The organism is Eubacterium sp. 1001713B170207_170306_E7 (genome assembly GCF_015547515.1).
Classification (GTDB): domain Bacteria; phylum Bacillota; class Clostridia; order Eubacteriales; family Eubacteriaceae; genus Eubacterium.
Genome location: NZ_JADMVE010000001.1, coordinates 786,945 through 809,218, shown reverse-complemented (window position 1 = coordinate 809,218; position 22,274 = coordinate 786,945). Strand labels below are relative to the sequence as shown.

Genomic DNA, 22,274 nt, shown 5'->3' with positions numbered 1-22,274 from the left:
AAGTGTTCACTTTCATTTATTATATACGAGGGCAGAGGCCCTGTCAATAAAAGAAAAGCGGCGTTTAAAAAACACGCCTTACGGCCCTTTGCATAAGAGGCGTTTAAGGCGTTTAAACTTGACAAAAAGACTATTAAAAATTAGAATATGTTGTAATCATATCGCAGAGGTGTAACGTGAAACAAATATGGAATATCTTTAAGCGGGACGTCCGGCGGCTTTGTAAAAACCGCTTTGCGCTCATTGTAACCATCGGCATTATTGTCATTCCCTCCCTTTATGCCTGGTTTAACATCGGCGCGAACTACGACCCCTACAGCAATACCAGAAACCTCAAGGTCGCTGTGGCCAGCGAGGATGCCGGAACCAGCAATGCCGTCACCGGCAGGCTCAACGCCGGGGACGAGATCGTGGCGAACCTCCGGGAAAACGACCAGCTCGGCTGGACCTTTGTCGATACCGGCGAAGCGGTCGAAGGGGTGAAATCTGGTAAATACTACGCAGCCATCATCATTCCCGAGGATTTCAGCGCCCGGCTGACCGAGTTTTTAAACGGGCGGATTGAAAAATCCGAGATTATTTATTACGTCAACGAAAAAAAGAACGCCATCGCGCCCAAGATCACAGACACTGGCGCGCAGACGCTGGAAGAAGAAATCAAAAACACCTTTTCCGCAGTGGCCTCCGAGAGCGTGTCCAAGGCCATAACCGCCTCGGCGGCAGGCATATCCGGAAAGCTCAACCAGGCCAGTGCGGACATTACCACCGCCATTGATACCACCCGGAGCGATCTGGACACTTACCGTGTGCTGCTGAAAAACTTCAGGGGAACCATCGCTCAGGGTCAGAGCTCCATCGACGGCGGCCGATCGACCCTCGACAGCCTCAAGGACGCTGCCGCCTCCGGCCAGAAAGGCCTGGAAAGCGCCCAGGCGCGCCTGAGCCAGAGCCGGGAAAGCATCGGGACGTTTTCCGGCAGCCTGTCCGGCATCCTGAACCAGGGCCACAGTGTCCTGGGACAGATCAACGGGACGGCCGCGTCTCAGCTGGGGAACCTGGAGGCCCAGGCCCTTGAGATAAACGCCGGGTTTGAGAGCGGCATCACCTCGGCAAAGGAAATGCTGGATGTTAACCAGGAGATTGTGGACGCCCTGAAAAAGCTCAATGAAGACCACCCCTCCGCCGAGCTGTCCAGGCTCATCCAGTCTCTGGAGGCCGAGGCCGAAAACCAGCAGAAAATTCTGGACCGTCTGGAAGCGGGCAATACCAGTGTAAAAAACATGATTGCCCAGACCTCCGAATCGCGCAAAAACCTGAATCAGATCACCTCTGACGGCGGCGAAGCCCTCAACGGCGTAAACACCCGCTTTCAGCAGACTCTGCTGCCTCAAATTAACCAGAGCCTCGACAGCTTTGCCCTCCTTTCCGGAAAAACCTCCGGGATCCTGTCCGGGGTCACTCCCGCGGCCAACCAGCTGCAGGGAATCCTCGATGACCTGGGCACAGCCCTGACAGAAGCCGGGAATGCCCTCGACAGCACCCAGGGCGTGCTGGCCGATCTCACAGGGCAGCTCAGCCGGATCGCCACTGATCTGAACGCCATTAAAAATTCCAGGCTGTATCAGAATTTCCTTTCAACCACCGGTATCCAGCCGGAGCAGGTGGCAGACTTCATGGCGTCGCCCGTGGAGGTTGAGACGGAAAAAATCTATCCGGTCGCCAACTATGGCTCTGCCCTGGCGCCCTTTTACAGCAATCTGGCCATCTGGGTCGGCGGGATTGTCCTCATCGCCATTTTTAAGCTGGAGGTGGACGAGGACGAAAGCATTAAAAACCTGACGCCCACCCGGGCCTACTTCGGCCGCTGGCTCCTATACATCACTGTGGGCCTGCTGCAGGGGCTTGTGGTGTGCGCCGGAGACCTGCTGCTGATGAAAATCCAGTGTGAAAGCCCTGGGGCCTTTATTTTCGCCGGACTGCTGGCCTCCTTTGTCTACGTGAACCTGATCTACGCGCTTTCGGTCACCTTCAAGCACATCGGAAAAGCCATCTGCGTGATTCTCGTCATTCTGCAGATTCCCGGCTCCGCGGGCACCTACCCCATCGAGATGACGCCGGGCTTCTTTCAGGCTGTCCATCCCCTGCTGCCCTTTACCTATGGCATTAACGCCATGCGTGAGGCTGTGGCGGGCGTTTATGCGGCCCACTATGCCTCCGACCTGCTCCACCTGCTTCTCTTTGTTCCTGTGGCGCTGGTGATCGGCCTGGGGCTCAGGCCGCTGCTCTTAAACCTGAACCATTTCTTTGACCGGCGGCTTTCCGAGACCGGGCTGATGGTCAGTGAGACAGAGGGCGGCATTGAGCGGAAAAAGGACCCTATCTCCATCATCGCCAGGGCGCTAGCTCTGGAGGGCCGGACCGCCGCTGAGCGCGAGGCCCGCCAGGCGGCGTTTGAGGAAAGCTACCGCAAAAAGATAAAGGCCGGCTTCCTGCTGATGTTTATCCTGCCCCTTGTTTTCATGGTGCTGATGTTCAGCCTGGACTCCAAAATCATTTATCTGGTGCTGTGGATTATATCCCTGATCGGTATCTCGGTATACCTCATCTGCCTGGAGTATTTCCGGGATAAAATGCGCAAGCAGTTTGAGATAGAACAGCAGCTCTGCGGTATGACCGACGAGGAAATCCGGGCGATGTTTAAGGACGACTGGAAAGGGACTGAAAAATGAAAAAAATCTTAAAAATATTCACGGGCGATGTCAGCCGTATCCGCAACAATACCATTGCCCTCATTGTCGTGATGGGCGTCTGCGTTGTGCCTGCCATGTACGCCTGGTTTAATATCGCGGGTAGCTGGGACCCTTACAGCAATACAAAGGACATAAAAATCGCGGTGGCCAACACCGATGCCGGCTATCAGGGTGAGCTTCTCTCCGTGAGCATGAACGTGGGCGACGAGGTGGTAAACGCCCTAAAGGCCAACGACCAGATGGACTGGCAGTTTACAGGCAGAGACGAAGCCCTGGAGGGGGTGAAGTCCGGCGCCTATTACGCTGCCATTGTCATTCCCCAGGATTTCAGCGCCAACATCATGAGCCTGTTTTCCTCCGATATTAAAAAGAGCGCCATCATTTATTACACCAACGAAAAGGAAAACGCCATCGCCCCAAAAGTGACCGACAAGGGGGCGACAGCTGTCCAGGAACAGGTCAACAGCCTCTTTGTGGAAAAGGTCTCCGAGATCGCCCTCGAGGCGCTGCAGTCCGTCTACCGGTCCGCAGACAAGGAGGGCAGCCAGTCCCTGACGGACAATCTTAAGACCAACCTCCAGCGCATCGAAGGCGAGGTTGAAACGGCCGCAAAAACCGTGCGGGCCTTTGCGGGCATGACCGCCTCCACCCGAAAGGTTCTGACCTCGACCGCCGGCTTTTTAGAAACCTCCGGAAACGCGGTCTATGAAAGCTCCGGCATTCTGCAGGACGCGGAGGGCACGGCCCGGGGGCTCCAGGGCGCTGTGGACACAGCCTCCCAGGGCATTGAGACGGTCTTTGACGTGGGCGGCGAAAGCTACCGGAAGATCTCGGCCGAAATCGACACGGCCTTTGCCTCGGTTGGCGAAAACGCCGGCGGGGCGGCCAAAAGCCTGGACAGCCTGGCCGATGAGGTTCAGCTGCTCATCAATCACAACACCAGCCTGAGGGACGAGCTGCAAAAGCTCAGCGATGCTGTCCCCGATATGGCGGCGGCGCTTCAGCCTGTGATCGGCCGGCTCAATCAGATCATCCGCCAGCAGGAAGCCCTGCGGGATAAGCTGACCGAAACCGTGGGTAAAATCTCTGAAACCGCCGGAATGGCGGAGACGGACTATCAAGCCCTCAAGGGCCTGGCGGCTGAGGTCGGCAAAGTCATCAGCGACGCGGAAACCGACTATAAAACAAACCTGCAGCCGCAGCTGGGCACATTGTTTTCAAGCCTCGATTTTGGCAGCGGTGAGGTGGCCGGTATTCTCAGCCAGCTGGACAGCAGTATCCGTGATATTGCCACCCTTTCCGGTGAGACCGGCTCGAATTTAAGCATGGCAGAGGACCTGCTGACACGCTCGGCCGACCAGCTGGACGCCGTGAAGGCACGGCTTTACAATGTGCTCCAGGAGGTGGAAAAGGCCGCCGCCAGCGGTGATATGGCCGAAATCGAGACCCTGCTCTCCGGCAGCCCTGCCGAGCTCAGCACCTTCCTGGCTGCCCCGGTCGAGCTGGAAACCGAAAAAATTTATCCGGTCGATAATTACGGCTCCGCCATGGCGCCCTTCTACACGACGCTGGCCATCTGGGTCGGCGGCGTGGTGCTCGTGGCCATGATCAGCACCAGTGTTTCGGAAAAAACCGAAAAGGCCCTCTCACTCAGGCCCCACCACGCCTATTTTGGCCGGTACATCACCTTTCTGATTCTGGGACTGGTCCAGAGCACCATCATTGTTCTGGGGGACCTTTTCTTCCTGGGAATCCAGTGTGAGCATCCCGTGCTCTTCCTGCTGACAGGCTGGCTCACGAGCATTGTCTACGTCAATCTCATCTACACCCTCACGGTCTCCTTCGGCGACGTGGGCAAGGCCATTGCCGTTGTCCTGATGGTTATCCAGGTGGCGGGCTCCGGCGGCAGCTTTCCCATCGAGCTGCTCCCGGCGTTTTTCCAGAGGCTGTATCCCCTCATGCCCTTTGCCCACAGCATGAACGCCATGCGCGAATGTATTGCCGGCATGTATCAGAACACCTACTGGATCGAGATGGGTTACCTGGCGGCTTTCCTGATTCCCTCCCTGCTCCTGGGCCTCGTGCTCAGAAAACCCGTGATCCGGCTGAACCATACCTTTACAGAAAAGCTGGAGAGCACGCATCTGATGTGAGGGCAGAACCAGAAAAGAGCACGGCGCAGAAATGTGCCGTGCTCTTTTTTCTTTGGTCTATTTTTCTTCTTCCGGTTCCTCCGGAGCATGACTTGCGGTGTCATTCATATAACGGTAGCGCTTGGACAGCTGGTGCTCATGATAAAAGGCCTGCTTGTCTGCGTACATCCGCTCATCCGCCGCGGCAACAGCCGCGTCGATTCCGGCCCCCTGCCGGGTCCAGCAGGCGCCGATGGCAGCGCTGATACAGGAAACACGGTCAAAATAAGCCCTCAGCCTTTCAGTCCTTTCCAGAAATACCGCTTCACTGTCCCCGGTGGAGAGCACGACAAACTCATCGCCCCCAACACGGTAGAAATTGCTCTCGCCAAAGCCCTCACGGATACAGCGGGCACATTCCTCCAGAAGCTGGTCACCCTTGCCGTGGCCATACTGGTCGTTTACAGCCTTTAAGCCATTGACATCCAGAAAAACAACACCGACAGGCCCCTCATAGCTGGCGAACGCTTCTAGGTCCTGTATGTAGCGGTTACGGTTATAAAAAGAGGTCAGGGTATCGTAGTAGCTCAGCTTGGCGAGCTCGGCCTCATCCTCGGTGCGCCGGATCGCCAGCATGAGGAAATAGCGCAGGGTCTGTAAAATGGACGTGGCGTTCTGCATCATCTCCAGCGGCGGGTTATCCACACCGACACAGGCGTAAAGCTCTCCGTCGCGCTCCAGCGGAACCACCACAAACCGTTCAATGCTCTGGGCCGCCAGAAGCTCATACTCGTCAGGCGCGATGCTTTTGATGGTCTCACAATCCTCCACCACCATGCATTCCTGCTCCTCAAAGGCTTTCAGCCAGCGGTCAATATATGCATTGGGAATATTCTGCAGGTTTTCCTGCTCCGGCACAACGCCGTCCGCGCACCATTCGTAGGTGTTCTTAAAATAGTCCCCCCGCAGGTCAAAGATATAGCTGCGGTCTGCCTGGATAAAATTCCCGACACGCTCCAGAAAAAGCGGGATGGCCTGGGTCAGGTCATGGTTCTGGTAAAGGTCGCGGATACATTCCACAATAACCTGCTCTGTTTCAAGCATATTTTTCAGGTTTTGCTTCTCCTTCATTGCCTCGGTCAGGTCGAAGGCGATCTCAAACCGGGCGGAACGGCCTTCCCACTCGATCAGCCGGTCTTTAAGGAGATAGTGCTTTCCGGTTACAGGGTTGGTATGCTCCCAGTTATAGTATTCCTCAGGCTTGAGCATTGGCGTTGAACAGAAGGGGCAGGGCGCGTCCAACCCCTGAAGAACCTCATAGCACTTCTTTCTCTCTGTGTCCTTAAAGTTAAAGGTATCCCTGCCCGCTTTATTAATAAACAGCAGATCGTATGTTTCCAAGTCGGAGATATACATGAGCTCGGGCAGCTCGTCAAGCGGCGCCCGGATATCATTCAGCATCTGGTTTAAGTGAATCTGCCTTTCCAGAGATTCTTTCTCGTCCGCCAGAAGCTTCTCGCGCCGTTTCTGCTGGGACGAGGCAAAAAATGCGCAGGCCACCACCATGCCCAGAAAGATCAGGGTGACCAAAAGCAGGAAGTACTTCGCGCTTCTTACCGCCTGCTCTGTGTACTGCTCGGCAGCGGAAACGGTCTGGTCGGCCATCTCAAAATATTCTTCACTGATTTTGTAAAGTCCTTCGGCTGTTCCGCCGGCGCGGTAATTGTAAATCTCATTTTTAAGGGCGGCCCATTTGTTCTGCAGCTGGTTCACAAGGGCCTGGTAGGCGTCGTCGTCCAGCCTGATCAGCCTGTTTTTTTCTCCGCCGTTCTGCAGCTCCTCTAAAATAACGTCCAGCCTGGCAATGAGTTGGTCGTTCTGCTCATTGTTAAGCTCCTGCTTTACAAGGCGCTGTGTCGCCCCGCGGACAATGCCAGTATAATTGATCACGCGGGCATTTCCCTCTAAATTCTGGATCGTGAGTAATGAGAAAACGCTGCTGACGATCAGCGCTGCGCCCAAAATAAGCACAATGGTTGTAAAACGGATCTTTTTCAATAATTTCATCATCGCTGCCTTCCCCCGTCTGCTTTATGTCTCAGGTCGTTGATTCTCGGGATTATTGGTTTATGCTGACCGGCTAATGTAATCGGCTGGACGAAATGTAATCGGTCAGCATACTTTAGCGACATAATCTGTAAAGTGAATGTATTCTTAATTAGATATTACTTATTCTACTACAATCAGGCTCAAATATCAAGTTCCGATCCCCTGCCAAACCCGTGTTTTAAACCGGAAGGGGCACAGCGCAAAAATGTGCCGTGCCCCTTCCGCAGCGCTTTACTGCTCAAAGGGATACTGCATGCCCCACTGCCCGCGCACAGCCGTCAGGATTTCCATCACGTCACGGCTCAGGGCAAGGGGGCTGGTTCCGGCCTCAGCCTCAACGGCCTCCTGCATATGGCGGATCTCATAGCGCAGAGCGTCCTCTGTTCTGCCCGTTTTGATTTCTTCCCGCCGCCCGTCGGCGGTATAGGTGATAGAAGCCTTCTGGGCTCTGGGGTAGTTGTCGACCTCAATGTAGCCCAGCTCTCCGGCCACCACGCCCCGTTTAGGCTGCTTAGCCCGCATACTCAAAGCGCTGACCGCCATCTGTCCCCGGTCGTTTTTCAAAAGAATACCGGACTGCTCATCCACACCGGTCTCGAAGTACTGCGGTGTGGTCAGAATAACATTGGGCTGGCGCTCCATAAAAAACCGCGCAAAGGCCATGGCGTAAATACCAATGTCCAGAAGCGCGCCCCCGGCCAGCGCCATGTCAAAGAAACGGTTTTTAACATCGTATTCCTTGCAGCTGCCAAAGTTGACCTGTATCATTTTCACCCGGCCGATGGCTCCGGAGTCCACGATTTCTTTAAGCTTCTGGTACAGCGGCATATGGTAGATGGTCATGCCCTCCATGACCGTCACCCCTTTTTCCTGCGCCAGCGCCGCTGCTGCTTCAAGCTGTTCGGCGTTTACGGTGATGGCTTTCTCGCAAAAGACGTTTTTTCCAGCTCCGACAGCCTTCATCAGCATATCATAATGGTAATTGTGCGGCGTACCGATATAGACGATGTCCACAGACGGGTCGGACAGCAGGGCCTGCTCGCTGTCAAAAACCTTTTGAACACCGTATTCCTCCGCAAAGGCCCGGCCCTTTTCCGCATGGTGGTTGTACACACCGTAGATTTCACCGTTTTCCTGTTTCAGCGCTCGCGCCATCTCGTTACTGATAACGCCAGTTCCGACAATGGCCCAGTTGTATTTTTTCATGGCATTCTGCTCCTTTTGTTTGATGGGTTCTTCTATTTTAACCTAAAAGAGCAGAGGGACATACGCCCGCTCTGCTCAACTGCTGGTAATATTTTTCAGCTCTCTGGCCATTTCCTCAATTTTTTCGTTGTAATTATCGACCCGGGTCAGGGAGGACCTGAACGGCCGGTTGGCACAGCTGACATCGTAGACCTTATACTGGTTTTTACCCAAATCCTTGGAATGGTACAGGGCCTGATCCGCTTTTTGGAGAAGGGTATCGAAATCCTCGCCGTCCTGAGGATAGCGGGAAATGCCGAGACTTCCGGTTATGCCGTAGTTGTCAAAACGTTCGTTCAGTTTTTTACTGATGGCTGCGACACGTCTCTCAATATCCCTCTGGTCAATAATGTCATGGAAAAGGATCAGAAACTCATCGCCGCCCACACGGCCGACCAGATCGGTATGGCGCACACTGCTGGTGATCACCTCCGCCACCTCCTTGAGCACCATATCCCCAAACAGATGGCCGCGTTCGTCATTAACCGCTTTAAAATTGTCGACATCCGCAAAGCAGAGGGCCGCGTTGCATACGCGCCGGTCCTTGAGCACCAGAATCGACTGCTCACGCATGGCTTTCTGGTTCAGCAGGCCGGTAAGGGGATCGCTTTCCGCTTCTCTTTTGAGCAGCAGGTTGCGCTGCTTACTCTCCTCAACGTTGATCAGCTTGCCGATATAGCTCACGCACACCGGCTCAAACTCCATATCCCAGATGGGATAAAGGTATACCTGGTGCCACTGGAAGCCGCCGCCGTCCAGGTTAATGCGCAGCTCAGCCTTGCATTTCGGTTTGTCTGGCGTGATGTGCTCAAGCATTTTGAACAGACGCTTGCGGTCCTCGCTGTTGACGACCGACTCGTCTGCCATAATTTTGCTGATCTGTGGAAAAACCGGGCTCTTTCCGGTTAATATCTGAAACCGGTCCGAAAAAACCAGCTTATCCGTTTTCAGGTCATACTCAAAAATCAGCTCGTCAGAAAGGTCCGACAGAATCTGATATTTCTGGCGCTCCTGTTCTAACAGGTATAGGGTCCGGCTTGACAGGTCGCTGTGGTTTTCTTTTTTCTTTTTCTCAGGTATGGTGACCTCACCGGGCGCTGTTACCGTAGACGCCAGCATTTCCCCGCCCTTCATGGAACGGTTGAGCTCCGGAAGCGCGGCCAGAAAGCAATCGATGAGCTGCGGGTTAAACACACCACACTCACCGTCCAGGATCATCTGAACCGCGGTTTCATGGGTGTAGGCATCCTTGTAAACCCGCTTGCTGGTCAGGGCATCGTAGACGTCGGCCAGTGAAACGGCCTGGGCCCAGATGGAAATTTCATTTCCTGCCAGGCCGTCGGGGTAACCGCCCCCGTCCCACCGCTCATGATGGTGGCGGCAGATATCATAACAGTAGTCATAGTAAGCCAGATCCTGCACGCCGGACAGCTCCATCAAAATCTCGCTGCCGCGGGAGGTGTGGGTTTTCATAACCTCAAATTCCTCATCGGTCAGGCGTCCGGGCTTGTTGAGAATATTATCCGGGATGGCCACCTTGCCAATATCGTGCATGGCCGCCGCTTCGGAGATCATTTCAATAAGCGCATCAGACAGGCCGTATTCGCTGTGGTTTTTGGCAAACTCGGCCAGAAGCAGACGGGTGATTACACGCACATTGTGAATATGCGATACCGATTCGGTGTTTTTAAATTCAATAATGCTGCTGAGGGTATCAATCATCTGCGCGCTGTTTTCGCGCATCTTCTCGGCCTGCTCACGGAGCGCCTTGGTCTGCTCCGCTACCAGCTGCCGCAGGTGAAGCTTTTGGGTGTACTGCTCAATGATGTTGTGGACACGCTGGATCACGATATTGGGGTTAAAGGGCTTGGTGACAATGTCGGCGGCCCCCATCTCATAACCGTGCTGCATAACCCCCTCGCTGTTTTCAGCCGTGATCATAATGACCGGCACGCGGCCGGCCAGGCTCGTCCGTTCCATTTCCGCCAGAACACCAAAGCCGTCAAGTACTGGCATGATCAGATCCAGAAGCACGACAGCGATATCTTCGCCCTCCCGCTCGAGGATCTCCAGGGCCTGTGCGCCGTTTTCAGCTTCGTAGATGGTATATTTCGTCTGGAACATCTCACACAGCAGCGCGCGGTTCAGCTCCATGTCGTCGACGATCAGTATTTTTCTTTTTTCTGGCTGAATATCCATAAATAGCTCCCTTAAAGTGGTTTAAATATATCTTAAAACCATTTCGAAATAATTCTTATTCATATCTTATTCAATTATAACTTAATTACACAAAAAGTTCAACTTTAAGCGCTCAATTTTAAAAAACCATTTGATCCGGCTTTTGTCCCTGTAAGCGGCTTAAACCAGCTTCTCTTCCAGGGGCTTTTACCCGGACCAAAGGGCCGTGCCTGTATTCTCTGCTCTTTTAAAAAATTCAGGATAAAGGGGATAACCCATCTGTAAATATACCGGTACCCGCGTTCCAGAGCAATGGCAGAAAACAGCCAAAGACCGGACCGCTCAGACGAACGGAGCGCTTCAACCAATGCGCAGAAACCGTTGCGGCCACTGCGCAAGATCACTCCATTCTGTCCTCTTACCTGGATTATCCCCCTCAAAGAAAAGTGATTACCTCTCTATTATACAAACATTCGTTTTGAAAAGCAAGCAGATTTGAACAAATATTCTGCATAAATCCAAGCCGGCTGGCGTTTATCTTAAAAATAATGAAGGTTCTGTGTCCAGCATGGGTAAGGGTTGAAGCTTTTATTAAAAAAGCCCCTGATCCAAAGATCAGGGGCAACTCTTGGGGAGAGTAAATTGGGAGAGAGATTAATTAATTTAAGTAAGAGGTATGTGTGCTCAGTAATATTTATACCCGGGAGCGGTCATTATAAACATAATCCGTAAAAAAAGAAAAAACCCACGCAGTCTGGCCGGATAAGGGCTGTCTGTATGGGTTAATCTTTTGGGCTTCGTTACTAAGTCTGTAAGCCGAGTTCTGTCTTAGATAATCATCTGTCTAGATCCACTGTTACCAGTGGATTCAAGCGACCTACCATTTGGACGGCGACGAGCAGCCGCCTTTTTTACATCCGTTCTTGGTCTTGCACCAGGTGGGGTTTACATAGCTGACGGATTACTCTCGCCACTGGTGAGCTCTTACCTCACCCTTTCATCCTTACCGGCCAGGCCGGCGGTTTACTTTCTGTTGCACTTGCCTTGGAGTCACCTCCACCGGGCGTTACCCGGCACCCTGCTCTGTGGAGCTCGGACTTTCCTCAGACAGCCTGCGCTGCCCGCGATTATCTGGCTTAGTAGCTTAGTAAGTATACCGCAAAACGCCTGTAAAATCAACGCTAATTTTCATTTTTTTCAGTATTGTCCTCGATGATCTTCATCTCAAACCAGAAGTTACTGCCCATGCCCGGCGCGCTGTTGACGCCGAAGCGCAGATGGTGCAGCTCCATGATATTCTTAACAATGGAGAGCCCCAGTCCTGTTCCGATGGAGGCCTGCTTGTGCGCTTTGTCAATTTTATAATAGCGGTCCCACACATAGGGCAGCAGCGCTTCCGCGATGCCCTCGCCGTGGTCCAGCACCTCGATCTTCACCCTGTCTGCCGAAACGGTCTGGCGGATTATCACCTCTTTATCCTCGCCGGCATAATTAACGGCATTGTTGACCAGATTATAGACGACCTGTTCCATTTTAATCTCATCGGCCTTTACAAAGACATCCCTGTCCTCCTCGAACCGTATATGATAACCCTCCTGCTCGGTGAGTTTTGTGTATCGTGTTAAAATCCGGCGGATGCTTTCGGTCAGGTTATAGGGAACTTCGTTTAAAACCTGTACGCCAGCCTGCAGCTTGGAAATATCCAGCATATCGTTGACCAGGCTTGTCAGGCGGTTGGCCTCGTCGATGATGATCTGCACGTTTTCCGGCGTGTTTTCACCCGGAATATCCCGCATCACCTCGGCATAACCGGTGATCATGGTCAGCGGAGTGCGCAGGTCGTGCGAAACATTGGCGATGAGCTCACGCCGCAGGCTTTCTACCTTGGAAAGCTCCTCAGCCGCGTAGTTCAGGGTATCGTTGAGCTCTGTGATTTCCCGGTAGCCCTCTCCGGCAAAATGCACCTCGACGTTGCCCTTTGCCAGCTCCTTGGCGCTTTCGTTGATCTTGATAATGGGCTTTGAAACCTTGCGTGACATAATGGCCGCAAAGATAAGGGCCAGCGCCATGAACACCAGGCTGATATAAAACAGCTGAGAACGCAGAGTCTGCACGGTGGCGTTGACCGGCGAAATCATCGTATTGAGCATGATCACATACTGGCTGCCGCTGTTGTCGGTGATGATCTGGGTATAAATCAGATTTTCATCCCGCTCAAATTTTTTTTCAGGGATGACCCCCTGGCGGCCGTCGCTGCTCTGAATGTTTATCAGCTGGTAGCTGTCCTTGGAAAAGCTCTCGAAATAAGATCCGCCGTGCTGCTTAGCCTGTAAATACAGGTTTGCCAGATCCTGGGTGGTCATCTGGTGCAGCATACAGCGGGGAACCGTATCCACATTGATCTCCACATTGCTGCTGGTATTGGTGATCTTGGCACAGATATTGTTCCGCCCCGCCACCTCGGTTACAATGTTGCTCAAATCGTTGCTGTCAATGTTGGCAGAAATCGTACTGGCCAGTGATTTGAGCTCACTGACCTTTGTCTGGCGGTAAAAGCCGTTCAAAAAAACGATCTGAAACAGCCAGATTACAAAGATCATTACCGCCGCAAAAAGGGCAATATAGGCAAAGAGCTTCCATTTGATGCTGGTATTCTTAAGCCTCAAAGCGGTATCCTACTCCACGCAGTGTGACAATACACTTGCTGTAATCCCCCAGGCTTTTTCTCAGCAGCTTAATATGGGTATCCAGGGTCCGGTCGTCACCGTAAAAATCATAGCCCCAGACGTTGGTAATAAGCTTTTCGCGCGTCAGGGCAATGCCCCGGTTGCGCACCATGTAAAAAAAGAGATCATATTCCTTCGGGGTCATCTCAACCGGTTTTCCGGCAATTGTAACCCGGCGGCCAGCGAAGTCCACCGCCAGCTCTCCAATTTTTACCACATCCTTGTTTTCCTGTGTTCCGCCTCTCCTTTTGAGAATCGCACCCACACGCATCATCAGCTCCTTAGGCGAAAAGGGCTTGACGACATAGTCGTCAATGCCCAGTTCAAAGCCGTGGATCCGGTCATACTCCTCGCCTCTGGCGGAGAGCATGATGACCGGCGTATCCTTATATTTGCGGATCTCCTTGCAGGCTGAGAAGCCATCGAGCTCCGGCATCATAATATCCAGAATAATGATGTCAAAGTCCTGGCTTTTGGCCAGCTCCACCGCCTCCATACCATCGGCGGCCTCAACGACCTCGTTGCCTTCAAACTCCGCGTATTTTTTTACGATCGCCCGTATTTTCTCCTCATCATCAACCATTAAAATCCGGTACATTTCTTTACCTCTTTTTTCTGTTAGTTATTCGTGGTTGGTGTTTCCTCTCCCAGCGTCGCGTTTAAGGTCAGCATACTGCCGTTTCTCTGTACCTCGATTTTAACGGTGTCGCCCACCTGGTGGCTCTTAATGGCCGTCTTGACATCCGCCGCGCTTGAAACGGCCGTGCCGTCAATCGCGGTAATCATGTCGCCGGACTGAATACCCGCAGCGGACGCGCCCGAGTTATCTGAGACCTTTGCCACATACACGCCCATTTCAGACACGCGGTACTGCATGGCGGTTTCAGCCGAGCTGACATCCACCAGAGACACGCCAAGGCTCGGGCGGCCCTTCACATAGCCGTTTTGGGATAAGGATTCTACCACTGTTTTCACATCATTGATCGGGATGGCAAAACCAAGGCCCTCCACGCCGGTACCGGTTGACTTCGCGTCCACGATTCCCACCAGCTCGCCGTATTCATTAAACAGGCCGCCGCCGGAGTTGCCAGGATTAATGGCGGCGTTTGTCTGAAGCAGGTTCATGGTGTCGCCGTCGATGGTAATCTCACGGTTCAGGGCTGAGATAATCCCATCGGTGACCGTGCCGCCCAGCTCACCCAGCGGGTTCCCGATGGCCACAACAGTTTCGCCCACACTCAGCTTGTCCGAATCGCCCATAACGGCCGGCTGCAGGTCATTGGCGTTGATTTTGAGCAGCGCCACATCCGAGGTGGCGTCTGTACCAACCAGAGTGGCTTCATAGCTTTCGCCGGATTTCAGCGTTACGGTAATTTTGCTGGCGCCGTCGATGACATGGTTATTGGTCACCACATAGCCGTCACTGGTGACGATGACGCCGCTGCCTGCGCCCTCAGACACGGCCTGCTGCAGACGGCTGTCCTTTGTCACCGTTTCGGTCTTGATCTCAACCACCGAGTTCCCTGCCGATTCAGCGATCTGCTGAGTGGTCATGGCCCCGGAATTACTGCTCTCACTGGAGTTGGTGCTGGTGCGCTCCACCGACTGGTACATCACACTTTTGTTGTTTCCGCCCAGATTGCTGGCCAGCATACCGCCGCCAAAGCCGCAGGCGCCGGAAAGCACCAGCCCCACTGCCATCATGGTCCCTGTTTTCTTCGCGAAACCATTTTTACCTGCAAAGCGTTTTTTCTTCTTCTGGCTGCTCTCAATGGGCACCAGAGCGTTTTCTACCTTGGGTTCTTCATCATTATTGTTTGTAAACTGATTGTTTGTATATTGATCGTTCATTGGATCCTCCATTTATTTAAGCCGCTTATCGCTTTTATTTTTGTTGATAGCCTTATTCTAAATGGAGAATGTGACGGTTTTATGAACGGTTCGTGAAAGCGCGCTGAAATTTAGGCTTTTTTCACATTTTTGCAGCGCCGCCGCCATCAGCTGCCGTCTTTTTCTATTTTACCCTAATCACCGCTTTAAATCAATGATTGCTAATTTTTTAGAAAAGCACCACAAACCAAGACGGACGTGCTATAATAAGGTTAAGAAAGGAGATATAAGAAATTAAGGTGTTTGAAATGGTTATTTTTATTAACAGGAGGTAAACCGTGAAAATTGAAGAAGTCCTGCCTTATATCCGGGACAAATCTGCCTATACGCTGAAGGAAGCAGAAGAACTCCGCCTGTTGACCTGGGATGAGATCAATAAGGTTCAGGATCTGGCGGAAAAAAACAAAAACTTTGAAACCATTCAGCTCTGTATTACGTGCAAGGTGCTGATCCAGAAACTGGCGGATAATCCCGAAACCTACAAATTAAAGATCGACCCTGAAGACGCGCGTTAAGCACAGAATTTTTTGAGAGGAAGGAAATTATTATGCTTACATTTATTATTATCGGTATTGTTATCATCGCCGTGGTTATCTTACTGATGACCGGCTATAAAAAGGCCCCGCCATCCGAGGCACTGCTGATTTCATCACCTTTTTCGCACCCCATCAAGGACGCGCAGGGAAATGTGATCGGCACCAGCAAGATCAAGGTGGTGCCGGGCGGCGGTGCAAAAATCGTTATCCCTTATCTGGAAAAGGCATACCGCCTGAGCCTGTCCACCATGCAGGTGGATATTGACACCTCCGAATATATTCCCACCAAGGATTACATCGGCGTCAAGGTCAACGCCGTGGCCAATGTCAAAATCTCCAGCAAGCCCGAATACCTGCTGCTGGCCGCTGAACAGTTCTCGACCAAGCGCATTGACGAAATCCGTGACATGGTCAAGCAGATTCTGGAGGGCACCATCCGAAGCGGCATGGGCGGCCTCAGCGTTGAGGACCTTGTCCAGAACCGTGAAAAATTCGCCAACCAGTGTGTCACCTCTGCCGAGGAGGACCTTCAGAAAATGGGCATGGAAATCATTAACCTGACCATTCAGTCCTTTACGGACAACAATGAGGTTCTGAAAAACCTGGCGGTTAAAAACTCTGCCGAAATCAAAAAAGAAGCCGATGTGGCGAGAGCCCAGGCCGAAAAGGAATCACGGATCAAGCAGTCCCAGGCCGAACGTGAGAGCAAGGAAATCGAGCTGGCCAACCAGGTAGCCGTCGAAGAAAAAACCAAGGAAAAAGATGTTCAGATCGCGGGCTACCACCGTGAGAGCGCCATCGCCAAGGCACAGTCCGATGTGGCCTACGACATCGAAAAGGAAGAACAGAACAAGGCTCTGGTCAGCAAGCAGCAGGAAGTTGAAATCATCAAAGCCCAGAAGGAAGTCGAGCTGAAGCAGCAGGAAATCCGTATCCGTGAAAATGAATATATGGCCGATATTGGAAAGAAGGCCGAAGCCGATAAGGCCAAGGCGGAATTTGACGCCGACGCCAAGCTCTACGCCAGCCAGAAGGAGGCCGAAGGGATTCGGGCCATCGGTGAGGCCAAGGCGGCCGCCATCGAAAAGGAAGCCCTGGCCATGCGTAAGATGACAGGACCGTCTGTTGTCAAGATGGTCATCGAAAAGCTGCCGGAAATGGTGGAAGCTGCCGCCAAACCCATGGAAAAGGTGGACTCCATCACCATGTACGGCAACGGAAACGAAACAAAGATGGTTCAGGATGTCACTGGCGCCGCCAGCCAGATCTTCAACGCGGTTAAGGATGGCACCGGACTCGATCTCAAGGACCTGATCTCCAGCTGCCTGAGCGGTGAAGCGATGGACGATCTGGAGGATACCCCTCCCGCCCCCGAAGCACCAGCCCGAGAAAAAACGCAGACGCGGCCGGAACCCAAGGCCCAGCCCCAAAAGCCAGAACCGGCGCCGGATCCTGAAGAACCCATCGAAACACTGACGCCAGATCTGGACGAAATATCCACGCTCGATGCGCTGCGCCAGATGGCAAAGGACGTTAAGCAGCATGATGCCGAGCGCAAAAACAAATAAGACACTGATGAAACAGCAGATTCCCGGATCTGCTGTTTTTATAATGCCGTAAAGCATTTTCAGTAAAGCACACTCGCAGGGCTTCAACTTTAACATAATTTCAGGTTATATCTGTTATAACCTTAATTCAATATGAATTTATCTCAAATGGGTGTATTATATATGTAGCGAAAGAAAACGCTGTATCGTTCTTATTACTACATAGTCGCAAAACCGTTTCGGCTTTGTTCTTGTGTAAACGCTATTATTTCTATTTATCATTGAATAAGGAGGGAAAAACATGGAAGTTACAATGCTTTCGTACATGTCAGAATTTATCGGAACAGCGCTGCTTGTATTATTAGGCGACGGCGTTTGTGCCGCGGTCAATTTGAACAAGTCCGGCTTTAAAGGCGCTGGTGCTGTTTATATTATGCTTGGCTGGGGTCTTGCAGTTATGCTGCCGGCCATGGCCTTTGGTGCACAATCCGGTGCACATTTCAATCCTGTTCTGACAGTCGGCTTAGCCGTGATCGGTGCATTCCCGTGGGCATCTGTTCCGGGTTATATTCTTGCACAGATGCTTGGCGGTTTAGTCGGCGCAATCCTCGTATGGGTTGTTTACAGACCTCAATTTGCTGCCACCGAAGATGCGGATACGATTAGAGGAACCTTCTGTACAGGTCCTCAGATCCGTAATATCCCCCAGAATATCCTGTGCGAAGCCGCAGCAACCTTCGCACTGGTATTCTTTATTGTCGCAATCGGCCATGCAGGTATGAGCGGCGTCAGTGATGTCGGCCTGAATTATTTCTTTGTCTATGCCATCATCATGTCCTGTGGTTTCTCGCTTGGCGGTACCACCGGATTCGCCATGAACCCTGCCAGAGACTTGTCTCCCCGTATTGCTCACGCCATTCTGCCAATTCCGAACAAGGGCTCCTCTGACTGGGGCTACGCACTGGTTCCGGTTGTCGGTCCATTGATCGGCGCCGTTCTGGGTGCTCTGCTTGCCAGCGCAGTCATTTTAGGATAAGCTTCTTTTTATAAAATTCATACAGCGAACTTTCCAAAAGACCCATCCTTTTATTCGGATGGGTCTTTTTTCTGATGGTCATTTTTTTCAAGCGCGGTACCCGTATAAATGATGGCGTCGCCATATTTTTTCTTCAGTTTGTCCATGGCGGCCTCCACCTTTTCCAGCTTCTCACGTTTTTCTACGCTGTCGCCGCCAAATAAGCTCAGCTGCTCCGGTTCGCAGGTGTCCGCGCTCACCAGATTGATCCCGGTTACCGTGAGCATGCGGATTCCCTTGGTGAAATCCCAGTATTTATCCACCAGAGCTACCGAGGCGTCAAAGATTTCTTTAAACAGCTGCGTCGGATGGCTCAGGGTGATCTGCCTTGAAATCTGGCGGAAATCCGGATCCTTAATCATTACCTGCACACCCCGGCATTTCAGCCGGTAACCCTTAAGACGCTTTGCGACTGTTTCGGCCAGCGGGTACAGCCCCTTTTTCACATCCTCCATATTTTCCAGATCCCTGCCAAAGGTGTTGCCGTGTCCCACCGACTTTACTTCCCTCGGCTCAGTGGCTGAGCGTACCGGGCTGTCGTCCAGCCCATTGGCGTAATCGTGGAGCATCTCCCCCATTTTCCCCATATCGTGAGAAAGCACAGAACGGTCCGAGACTGCCAGATCCCCAATGGTCTTTATTCCATAGCATTTCAGCTTCCTGAAGGCGCTCTTGCCCACATAGATGAGATCTGTGACCGGCAGGGGCCACAGCAGCGTTTTATAATTCTGCGGTGTAATGACGGTCACCGCATCGGGCTTTTTATAATCACTGCCCAGCTTGGCAAAAATTTTATTGTAGGAAACACCTACCGAAATGGTCAGCTTCGTGCGCTCCCTGACGGTCGTACGCACCAGATCGCCCATGGCTGTACCGCTGCCGCCAAAAAGATGCATGGTATCCGTCACATCCAGCCAGGACTCGTCAATGCTGAAGGGCTCCACCTTATCGGTAAACTCATTGTAAATTTCATTGATGATTTTTGAATAATGACGGTACAGGTCATGGTGGGGCGGCAGCAGGATCAGCTCCGGACATTTCCGCTTAGCCTGATAGACGGTCTCCGCTGTCTGAATCTTAAATTTTTTGGCCGCTTCATTTTTAGCCAGTATAATGCCGTGCCGGTTTTCCGGATTGCCGCAGACAGCCACAGGCTGTTCCTTAAGCTCCGGATGGGATAAAAGCTCCACCGAGGCATAAAAGCTGTTGAGATCACAATGAAGAATCCGGCGTATCCTTTCCACTTTCTCACCTCCAAGCACAAAAGTTTCCCACAGAGCACGGCACACTTTTGCGCCGTGCCATTAAAAAAGGGCACATACAGGACTGTACGCACCCTTTTCTGTCCGCTTTCTTATTTGTCTGCCGGTTCCCATTTGCAGCGGACCGGTGATACGATGGCGCCCTCAGCTTTTAATTCCTTAAAGGCTTTATCAATTTCCTTGCGGTCGACGTCCAGTGCCTTCTGAACCGCGCCGGCATTCATCGGCGCGCCGTTTTCACGCATGGCTTCCAGTACTTTTTGTTTTAATTCTGCTAATTCCATGATTTTCCTCCTGTTTATTCTTCTTCAAACTCGTTCAGCTCAAAGAATTCATCCATGTCCTCATCGGATAGTTCTGCGGCCATTTCCGCCTGGTCTTTATCCGAAGCCTTAGGTGCTTCTTCTGGTGTCTCCGGCTCGTCCTTCTTAGCAAAATGATCACGGATTTTCTGTTCTACCACATCGGCAAACTCCGGATTTTCCTTAAGGTATTCCTTGACCTTATCACGGCCCTGTCCCAGGCGTTCCTCGCCGTAGGAGAACCATGAACCAGCCTTTTTAATAATATCCAGCTCAACCGCCATGTCCAGAATATCTCCCTCTCTGGAGATTCCTTCGCCGTACATAATGTCAAACTCAGCGGTTTTAAACGGCGGCGCCATTTTGTTCTTGACAATCTTGGCGCGGGTGCGGTTCCCGATCATGTCGGTTCCCTTTTTAAGCGTCTCGATTCTGCGGATATCCATCCGGACAGAGGAGTAGAATTTTAAGGCGCGGCCGCCTGTTGTCACCTCTGGGTTCCCGTACATCACCCCAACCTTTTCACGCAGCTGGTTGATAAAAATCGCGGCAGTGTTGGATTTTTTGATAATCCCGGCCAGCTTTCTGAGGGCCTGGGACATCAGTCTTGCCTGTAAGCCTACATGGGAGTCTCCCATTTCCCCGTCGATTTCCGCGCGGGGCACCAGCGCCGCGACGGAGTCCACAACGGCTACGTCGATGGCGCCGCTTCGCACCAGGGCTTCCAGAATTTCAAGGGCCTGTTCACCGGTATCCGGCTGGGATACGATCAGGTTATCCACGTCCACGCCCAGCGCTTTCGCGTATACGGGATCGAGCGCATGTTCGGCATCGATAAAGGCGGCGTTGCCGCCGGATTTCTGGGCTTCCGCTACAATGTGCAGGGCAATGGTGGTTTTACCGGAGGATTCCGGTCCGTAAATCTCAATGATACGTCCACGGGGCACCCCACCGATTCCAAGGGCCATATCAATGCCGATGGAGGAGGTGGAGATAACGTCCACATCCATCTTTGCACTCTCATCGCCAAGACGCATGACCGCGCCTTTACCAAACGTTTTTTCAATATTTTTTAAAGCGGCGTTCAAAGCTTCCTGCTTTGCGCTGTTGTCTGTTTTTTCTTCTACTTTTTCTAATGGTTTGCGTTTTTCAGCCATACTATTCTCCTCTGCTTTTCACGAAGCGTTCTGTGAACGTTCGTTCTGTCACTATCTATATTATAAAGAAATCATTCTGCTTTGTCAAGGATTGCTTCACGAATTAAGTGAAAAACTTTATTGGCAGTACGCAGCTGGACAATCTTTCGGCTGCCTTCAAAAAGATATTTTCTGATAATGGTTTTACCCCTGGCGCAAACCCCGATATACACAAGCCCCACAGGCTTTTCAGGCGATCCGCCTCCAGGTCCTGCGATTCCGGTGACCGAAGCGGTAATGTCACAGCCTGAAATTTCCTTAAGGTGCTCACACATCTCGCGGGCCGTCTGCTCACTGACGGCGCCGTAGCGGTCCAGCGTTTCGGCCTTCACATTCAAAAGCTGCATTTTCGCCTCATTGGAATAGGTAACCAGCCCCATTTTCAATGATTCCGAAATTCCGGGAATCTCTGCCAGCTTCGAGGCCACAAGGCCTCCGGTACAGGATTCCGCCAAAGCGATCGTCAGATTTTTTTCCATCAGGAGCTTGCCCACAGTCACGTCCAGGCTGTCCTGGGAATGGGTGAAGATGTGGCTGCCAAAACGTTCGATGATGATTTTCTCATACCGGTCCAGCAGAGCGTTGATGGTTTCGGGGTCATCGCCGTTGGCGGTCAGGCGGATCATCACCTCACCCAGCTTGGCGTAGGTGGCGACCGTGGGATTATCCTGGCGGTCAATAATATCCATAATGGTATCCTCCACGGTGGATTCACCAATGTCTGAAAGATTATAATATCGTGAAATCACGAGCTGGTTTTTCAGCTGGTGCAGGATAGGCTCCACACAATCCTCGTACATGCCCATCATTTCGTGCGGTGGTCCAGGCAGCATGATAATGGTTTTTCCGTCCTTCTGGATCATAATTCCCGGCGCGGTGCCTCTGGGGTTAGGCAGCATGACGCCGCCCTTTGGCACGTAGGACTGCCTCAGGTTGTTCTCTGTCATCTCTACCCCGCGGCGGTCGAAAAACGCCTTGAGCTTCGCGACAATTTCCGGCCTCTGTTCCATTTCCATTTCAAAGATTTCCGCGATGGTTTCCTTGGTCAGGTCATCCTGGGTAGGTCCGAGGCCACCAGTCGTAATGATCAGATCGCTGCGGGTCAAAGCCCTCATCATCACCGATTTCAGACGGCCGGGGTTGTCACCCACCGTGGTATGGTAAAGCACCGAGAAGCCATTTATGGACAATTCCTTGGACAAAAACATAACGTTGGTATTTAAGGTGTCTCCCGTTAAAAGTTCTGTTCCAACCGAAACGAGCTCACAATTCATAATTCCATCTCCTTAGGTCAATTAAGCCGGAATTCATATCATACCGGTTCTT

General features: G+C 52.2%; 15 protein-coding genes and 1 other RNA gene. 5 read left to right on the top strand and 11 right to left on the bottom strand.

Annotated features, from left to right (window positions below):
* Positions 1-176 precede the first annotated feature (176 nt).
* Both I2B62_RS20765 and I2B62_RS03985 read left to right on the top strand, forming a co-directional pair.
* Positions 177-2,729 carry a YhgE/Pip domain-containing protein gene (locus tag I2B62_RS20765; protein ID WP_195267668.1) on the top strand — a complete coding sequence of 851 codons (2,553 nt, stop codon included), beginning with the start codon at positions 177-179 and terminating at the stop codon, positions 2,727-2,729.
* Positions 2,726-4,903, top strand: coding sequence for a YhgE/Pip domain-containing protein (locus tag I2B62_RS03985; RefSeq protein WP_195267667.1), 2,178 nt, complete (start codon positions 2,726-2,728; stop codon positions 4,901-4,903). Before I2B62_RS20765 ends, I2B62_RS03985 begins: the two co-directional genes overlap by 4 nt.
* Before the next feature lie 57 nt (positions 4,904-4,960).
* Here I2B62_RS03985 and I2B62_RS03980 read toward each other — a convergent pair whose 3' ends face one another.
* The 7 genes from I2B62_RS03980 to I2B62_RS03950 all read right to left on the bottom strand — a co-directional run bounded on the left by I2B62_RS03980 (position 4,961) and on the right by I2B62_RS03950 (position 14,991).
* Complete coding sequence (locus I2B62_RS03980) at positions 4,961-6,952, bottom strand: diguanylate cyclase (RefSeq protein WP_195267666.1); 1,992 nt, start codon at positions 6,950-6,952, stop codon at positions 4,961-4,963.
* A 270-nt stretch (positions 6,953-7,222) separates the two neighbouring features.
* Positions 7,223-8,197 (bottom strand): Gfo/Idh/MocA family oxidoreductase, encoded by a 975-nt coding sequence (locus I2B62_RS03975; protein ID WP_195267665.1) that lies wholly within the window; start codon positions 8,195-8,197, stop codon positions 7,223-7,225.
* A 75-nt stretch (positions 8,198-8,272) separates the two neighbouring features.
* Positions 8,273-10,435: a diguanylate cyclase gene (locus tag I2B62_RS03970; RefSeq protein WP_207735928.1), complete on the bottom strand. Its 2,163-nt coding sequence runs from the start codon at positions 10,433-10,435 to the stop codon at positions 8,273-8,275.
* Between the two features lie 775 nt (positions 10,436-11,210).
* Positions 11,211-11,557: RNase P RNA component class A (rnpB, locus tag I2B62_RS03965), an RNA gene on the bottom strand.
* Between the two features lie 38 nt (positions 11,558-11,595).
* Positions 11,596-13,080, bottom strand: a complete 1,485-nt coding sequence (locus I2B62_RS03960) for a HAMP domain-containing sensor histidine kinase (protein WP_195267664.1) — start codon at positions 13,078-13,080, stop codon at positions 11,596-11,598.
* Positions 13,070-13,738 (bottom strand): response regulator transcription factor, encoded by a 669-nt coding sequence (locus I2B62_RS03955; RefSeq protein WP_195267663.1) that lies wholly within the window; start codon positions 13,736-13,738, stop codon positions 13,070-13,072. Before I2B62_RS03955 ends, I2B62_RS03960 begins: the two co-directional genes overlap by 11 nt.
* A 20-nt stretch (positions 13,739-13,758) precedes the next feature.
* On the bottom strand, positions 13,759-14,991 hold the full coding sequence (locus tag I2B62_RS03950; protein ID WP_195267662.1) for a trypsin-like peptidase domain-containing protein: 1,233 nt from the start codon (positions 14,989-14,991) through the stop codon (positions 13,759-13,761).
* Between the two features lie 317 nt (positions 14,992-15,308).
* On the opposite strand from I2B62_RS03950, the gene I2B62_RS03945 reads away from it, so the two are divergent.
* The 3 genes from I2B62_RS03945 (at position 15,309) to I2B62_RS03935 (ending at position 18,149) form a co-directional block, all read left to right on the top strand.
* Positions 15,309-15,545, top strand: coding sequence for a hypothetical protein (locus I2B62_RS03945; RefSeq protein WP_195267661.1), 237 nt, complete (start codon positions 15,309-15,311; stop codon positions 15,543-15,545).
* A gap of 32 nt (positions 15,546-15,577) precedes the next feature.
* Entirely contained in the window at positions 15,578-17,134 is a 1,557-nt protein-coding gene (locus tag I2B62_RS03940) for a flotillin family protein (protein ID WP_195267660.1), read from the top strand.
* A gap of 292 nt (positions 17,135-17,426) precedes the next feature.
* Positions 17,427-18,149 carry an MIP/aquaporin family protein gene (locus tag I2B62_RS03935; RefSeq protein WP_195267961.1) on the top strand — a complete coding sequence of 241 codons (723 nt, stop codon included), beginning with the start codon at positions 17,427-17,429 and terminating at the stop codon, positions 18,147-18,149.
* A 50-nt stretch (positions 18,150-18,199) separates the two neighbouring features.
* On the opposite strand, the gene dinB is transcribed toward I2B62_RS03935, so the two are convergent.
* From dinB to I2B62_RS03915, 4 genes are all read right to left on the bottom strand, one after another.
* Positions 18,200-19,432 carry a DNA polymerase IV gene (gene dinB, locus I2B62_RS03930; protein WP_195267659.1) on the bottom strand — a complete coding sequence of 411 codons (1,233 nt, stop codon included), beginning with the start codon at positions 19,430-19,432 and terminating at the stop codon, positions 18,200-18,202.
* A gap of 110 nt (positions 19,433-19,542) precedes the next feature.
* Positions 19,543-19,734, bottom strand: a complete 192-nt coding sequence (locus I2B62_RS03925; protein ID WP_013380375.1) for a hypothetical protein — start codon at positions 19,732-19,734, stop codon at positions 19,543-19,545.
* A 14-nt stretch (positions 19,735-19,748) separates the two neighbouring features.
* Positions 19,749-20,909, bottom strand: a complete 1,161-nt coding sequence (gene recA, locus I2B62_RS03920; protein ID WP_195267658.1) for a recombinase RecA — start codon at positions 20,907-20,909, stop codon at positions 19,749-19,751.
* 71 nt (positions 20,910-20,980) lie between these two features.
* Positions 20,981-22,222 carry a competence/damage-inducible protein A gene (locus I2B62_RS03915; protein WP_195267657.1) on the bottom strand — a complete coding sequence of 414 codons (1,242 nt, stop codon included), beginning with the start codon at positions 22,220-22,222 and terminating at the stop codon, positions 20,981-20,983.
* Positions 22,223-22,274 lie beyond the last annotated feature (52 nt).

Coding starts and splice junctions, on each gene's coding strand:
- I2B62_RS03985 (WP_195267667.1), top strand. CDS start 2,726: ATGAAAAAAATCTTAAAAATATTCACGGGCGATGTCAGCCGTATCCGC.
- I2B62_RS03980 (WP_195267666.1), bottom strand. CDS start 6,952: ATGATGAAATTATTGAAAAAGATCCGTTTTACAACCATTGTGCTTATT.
- I2B62_RS03975 (WP_195267665.1), bottom strand. CDS start 8,197: ATGAAAAAATACAACTGGGCCATTGTCGGAACTGGCGTTATCAGTAAC.
- I2B62_RS03970 (WP_207735928.1), bottom strand. CDS start 10,435: ATGGATATTCAGCCAGAAAAAAGAAAAATACTGATCGTCGACGACATG.
- I2B62_RS03955 (WP_195267663.1), bottom strand. CDS start 13,738: ATGTACCGGATTTTAATGGTTGATGATGAGGAGAAAATACGGGCGATC.
- I2B62_RS03950 (WP_195267662.1), bottom strand. CDS start 14,991: ATGAACGATCAATATACAAACAATCAGTTTACAAACAATAATGATGAA.
- I2B62_RS03940 (WP_195267660.1), top strand. CDS start 15,578: ATGCTTACATTTATTATTATCGGTATTGTTATCATCGCCGTGGTTATC.
- I2B62_RS03935 (WP_195267961.1), top strand. CDS start 17,427: ATGCTTTCGTACATGTCAGAATTTATCGGAACAGCGCTGCTTGTATTA.
- I2B62_RS03925 (WP_013380375.1), bottom strand. CDS start 19,734: ATGGAATTAGCAGAATTAAAACAAAAAGTACTGGAAGCCATGCGTGAA.
- recA (WP_195267658.1), bottom strand. CDS start 20,909: ATGGCTGAAAAACGCAAACCATTAGAAAAAGTAGAAGAAAAAACAGAC.
- I2B62_RS03915 (WP_195267657.1), bottom strand. CDS start 22,222: ATGAATTGTGAGCTCGTTTCGGTTGGAACAGAACTTTTAACGGGAGAC.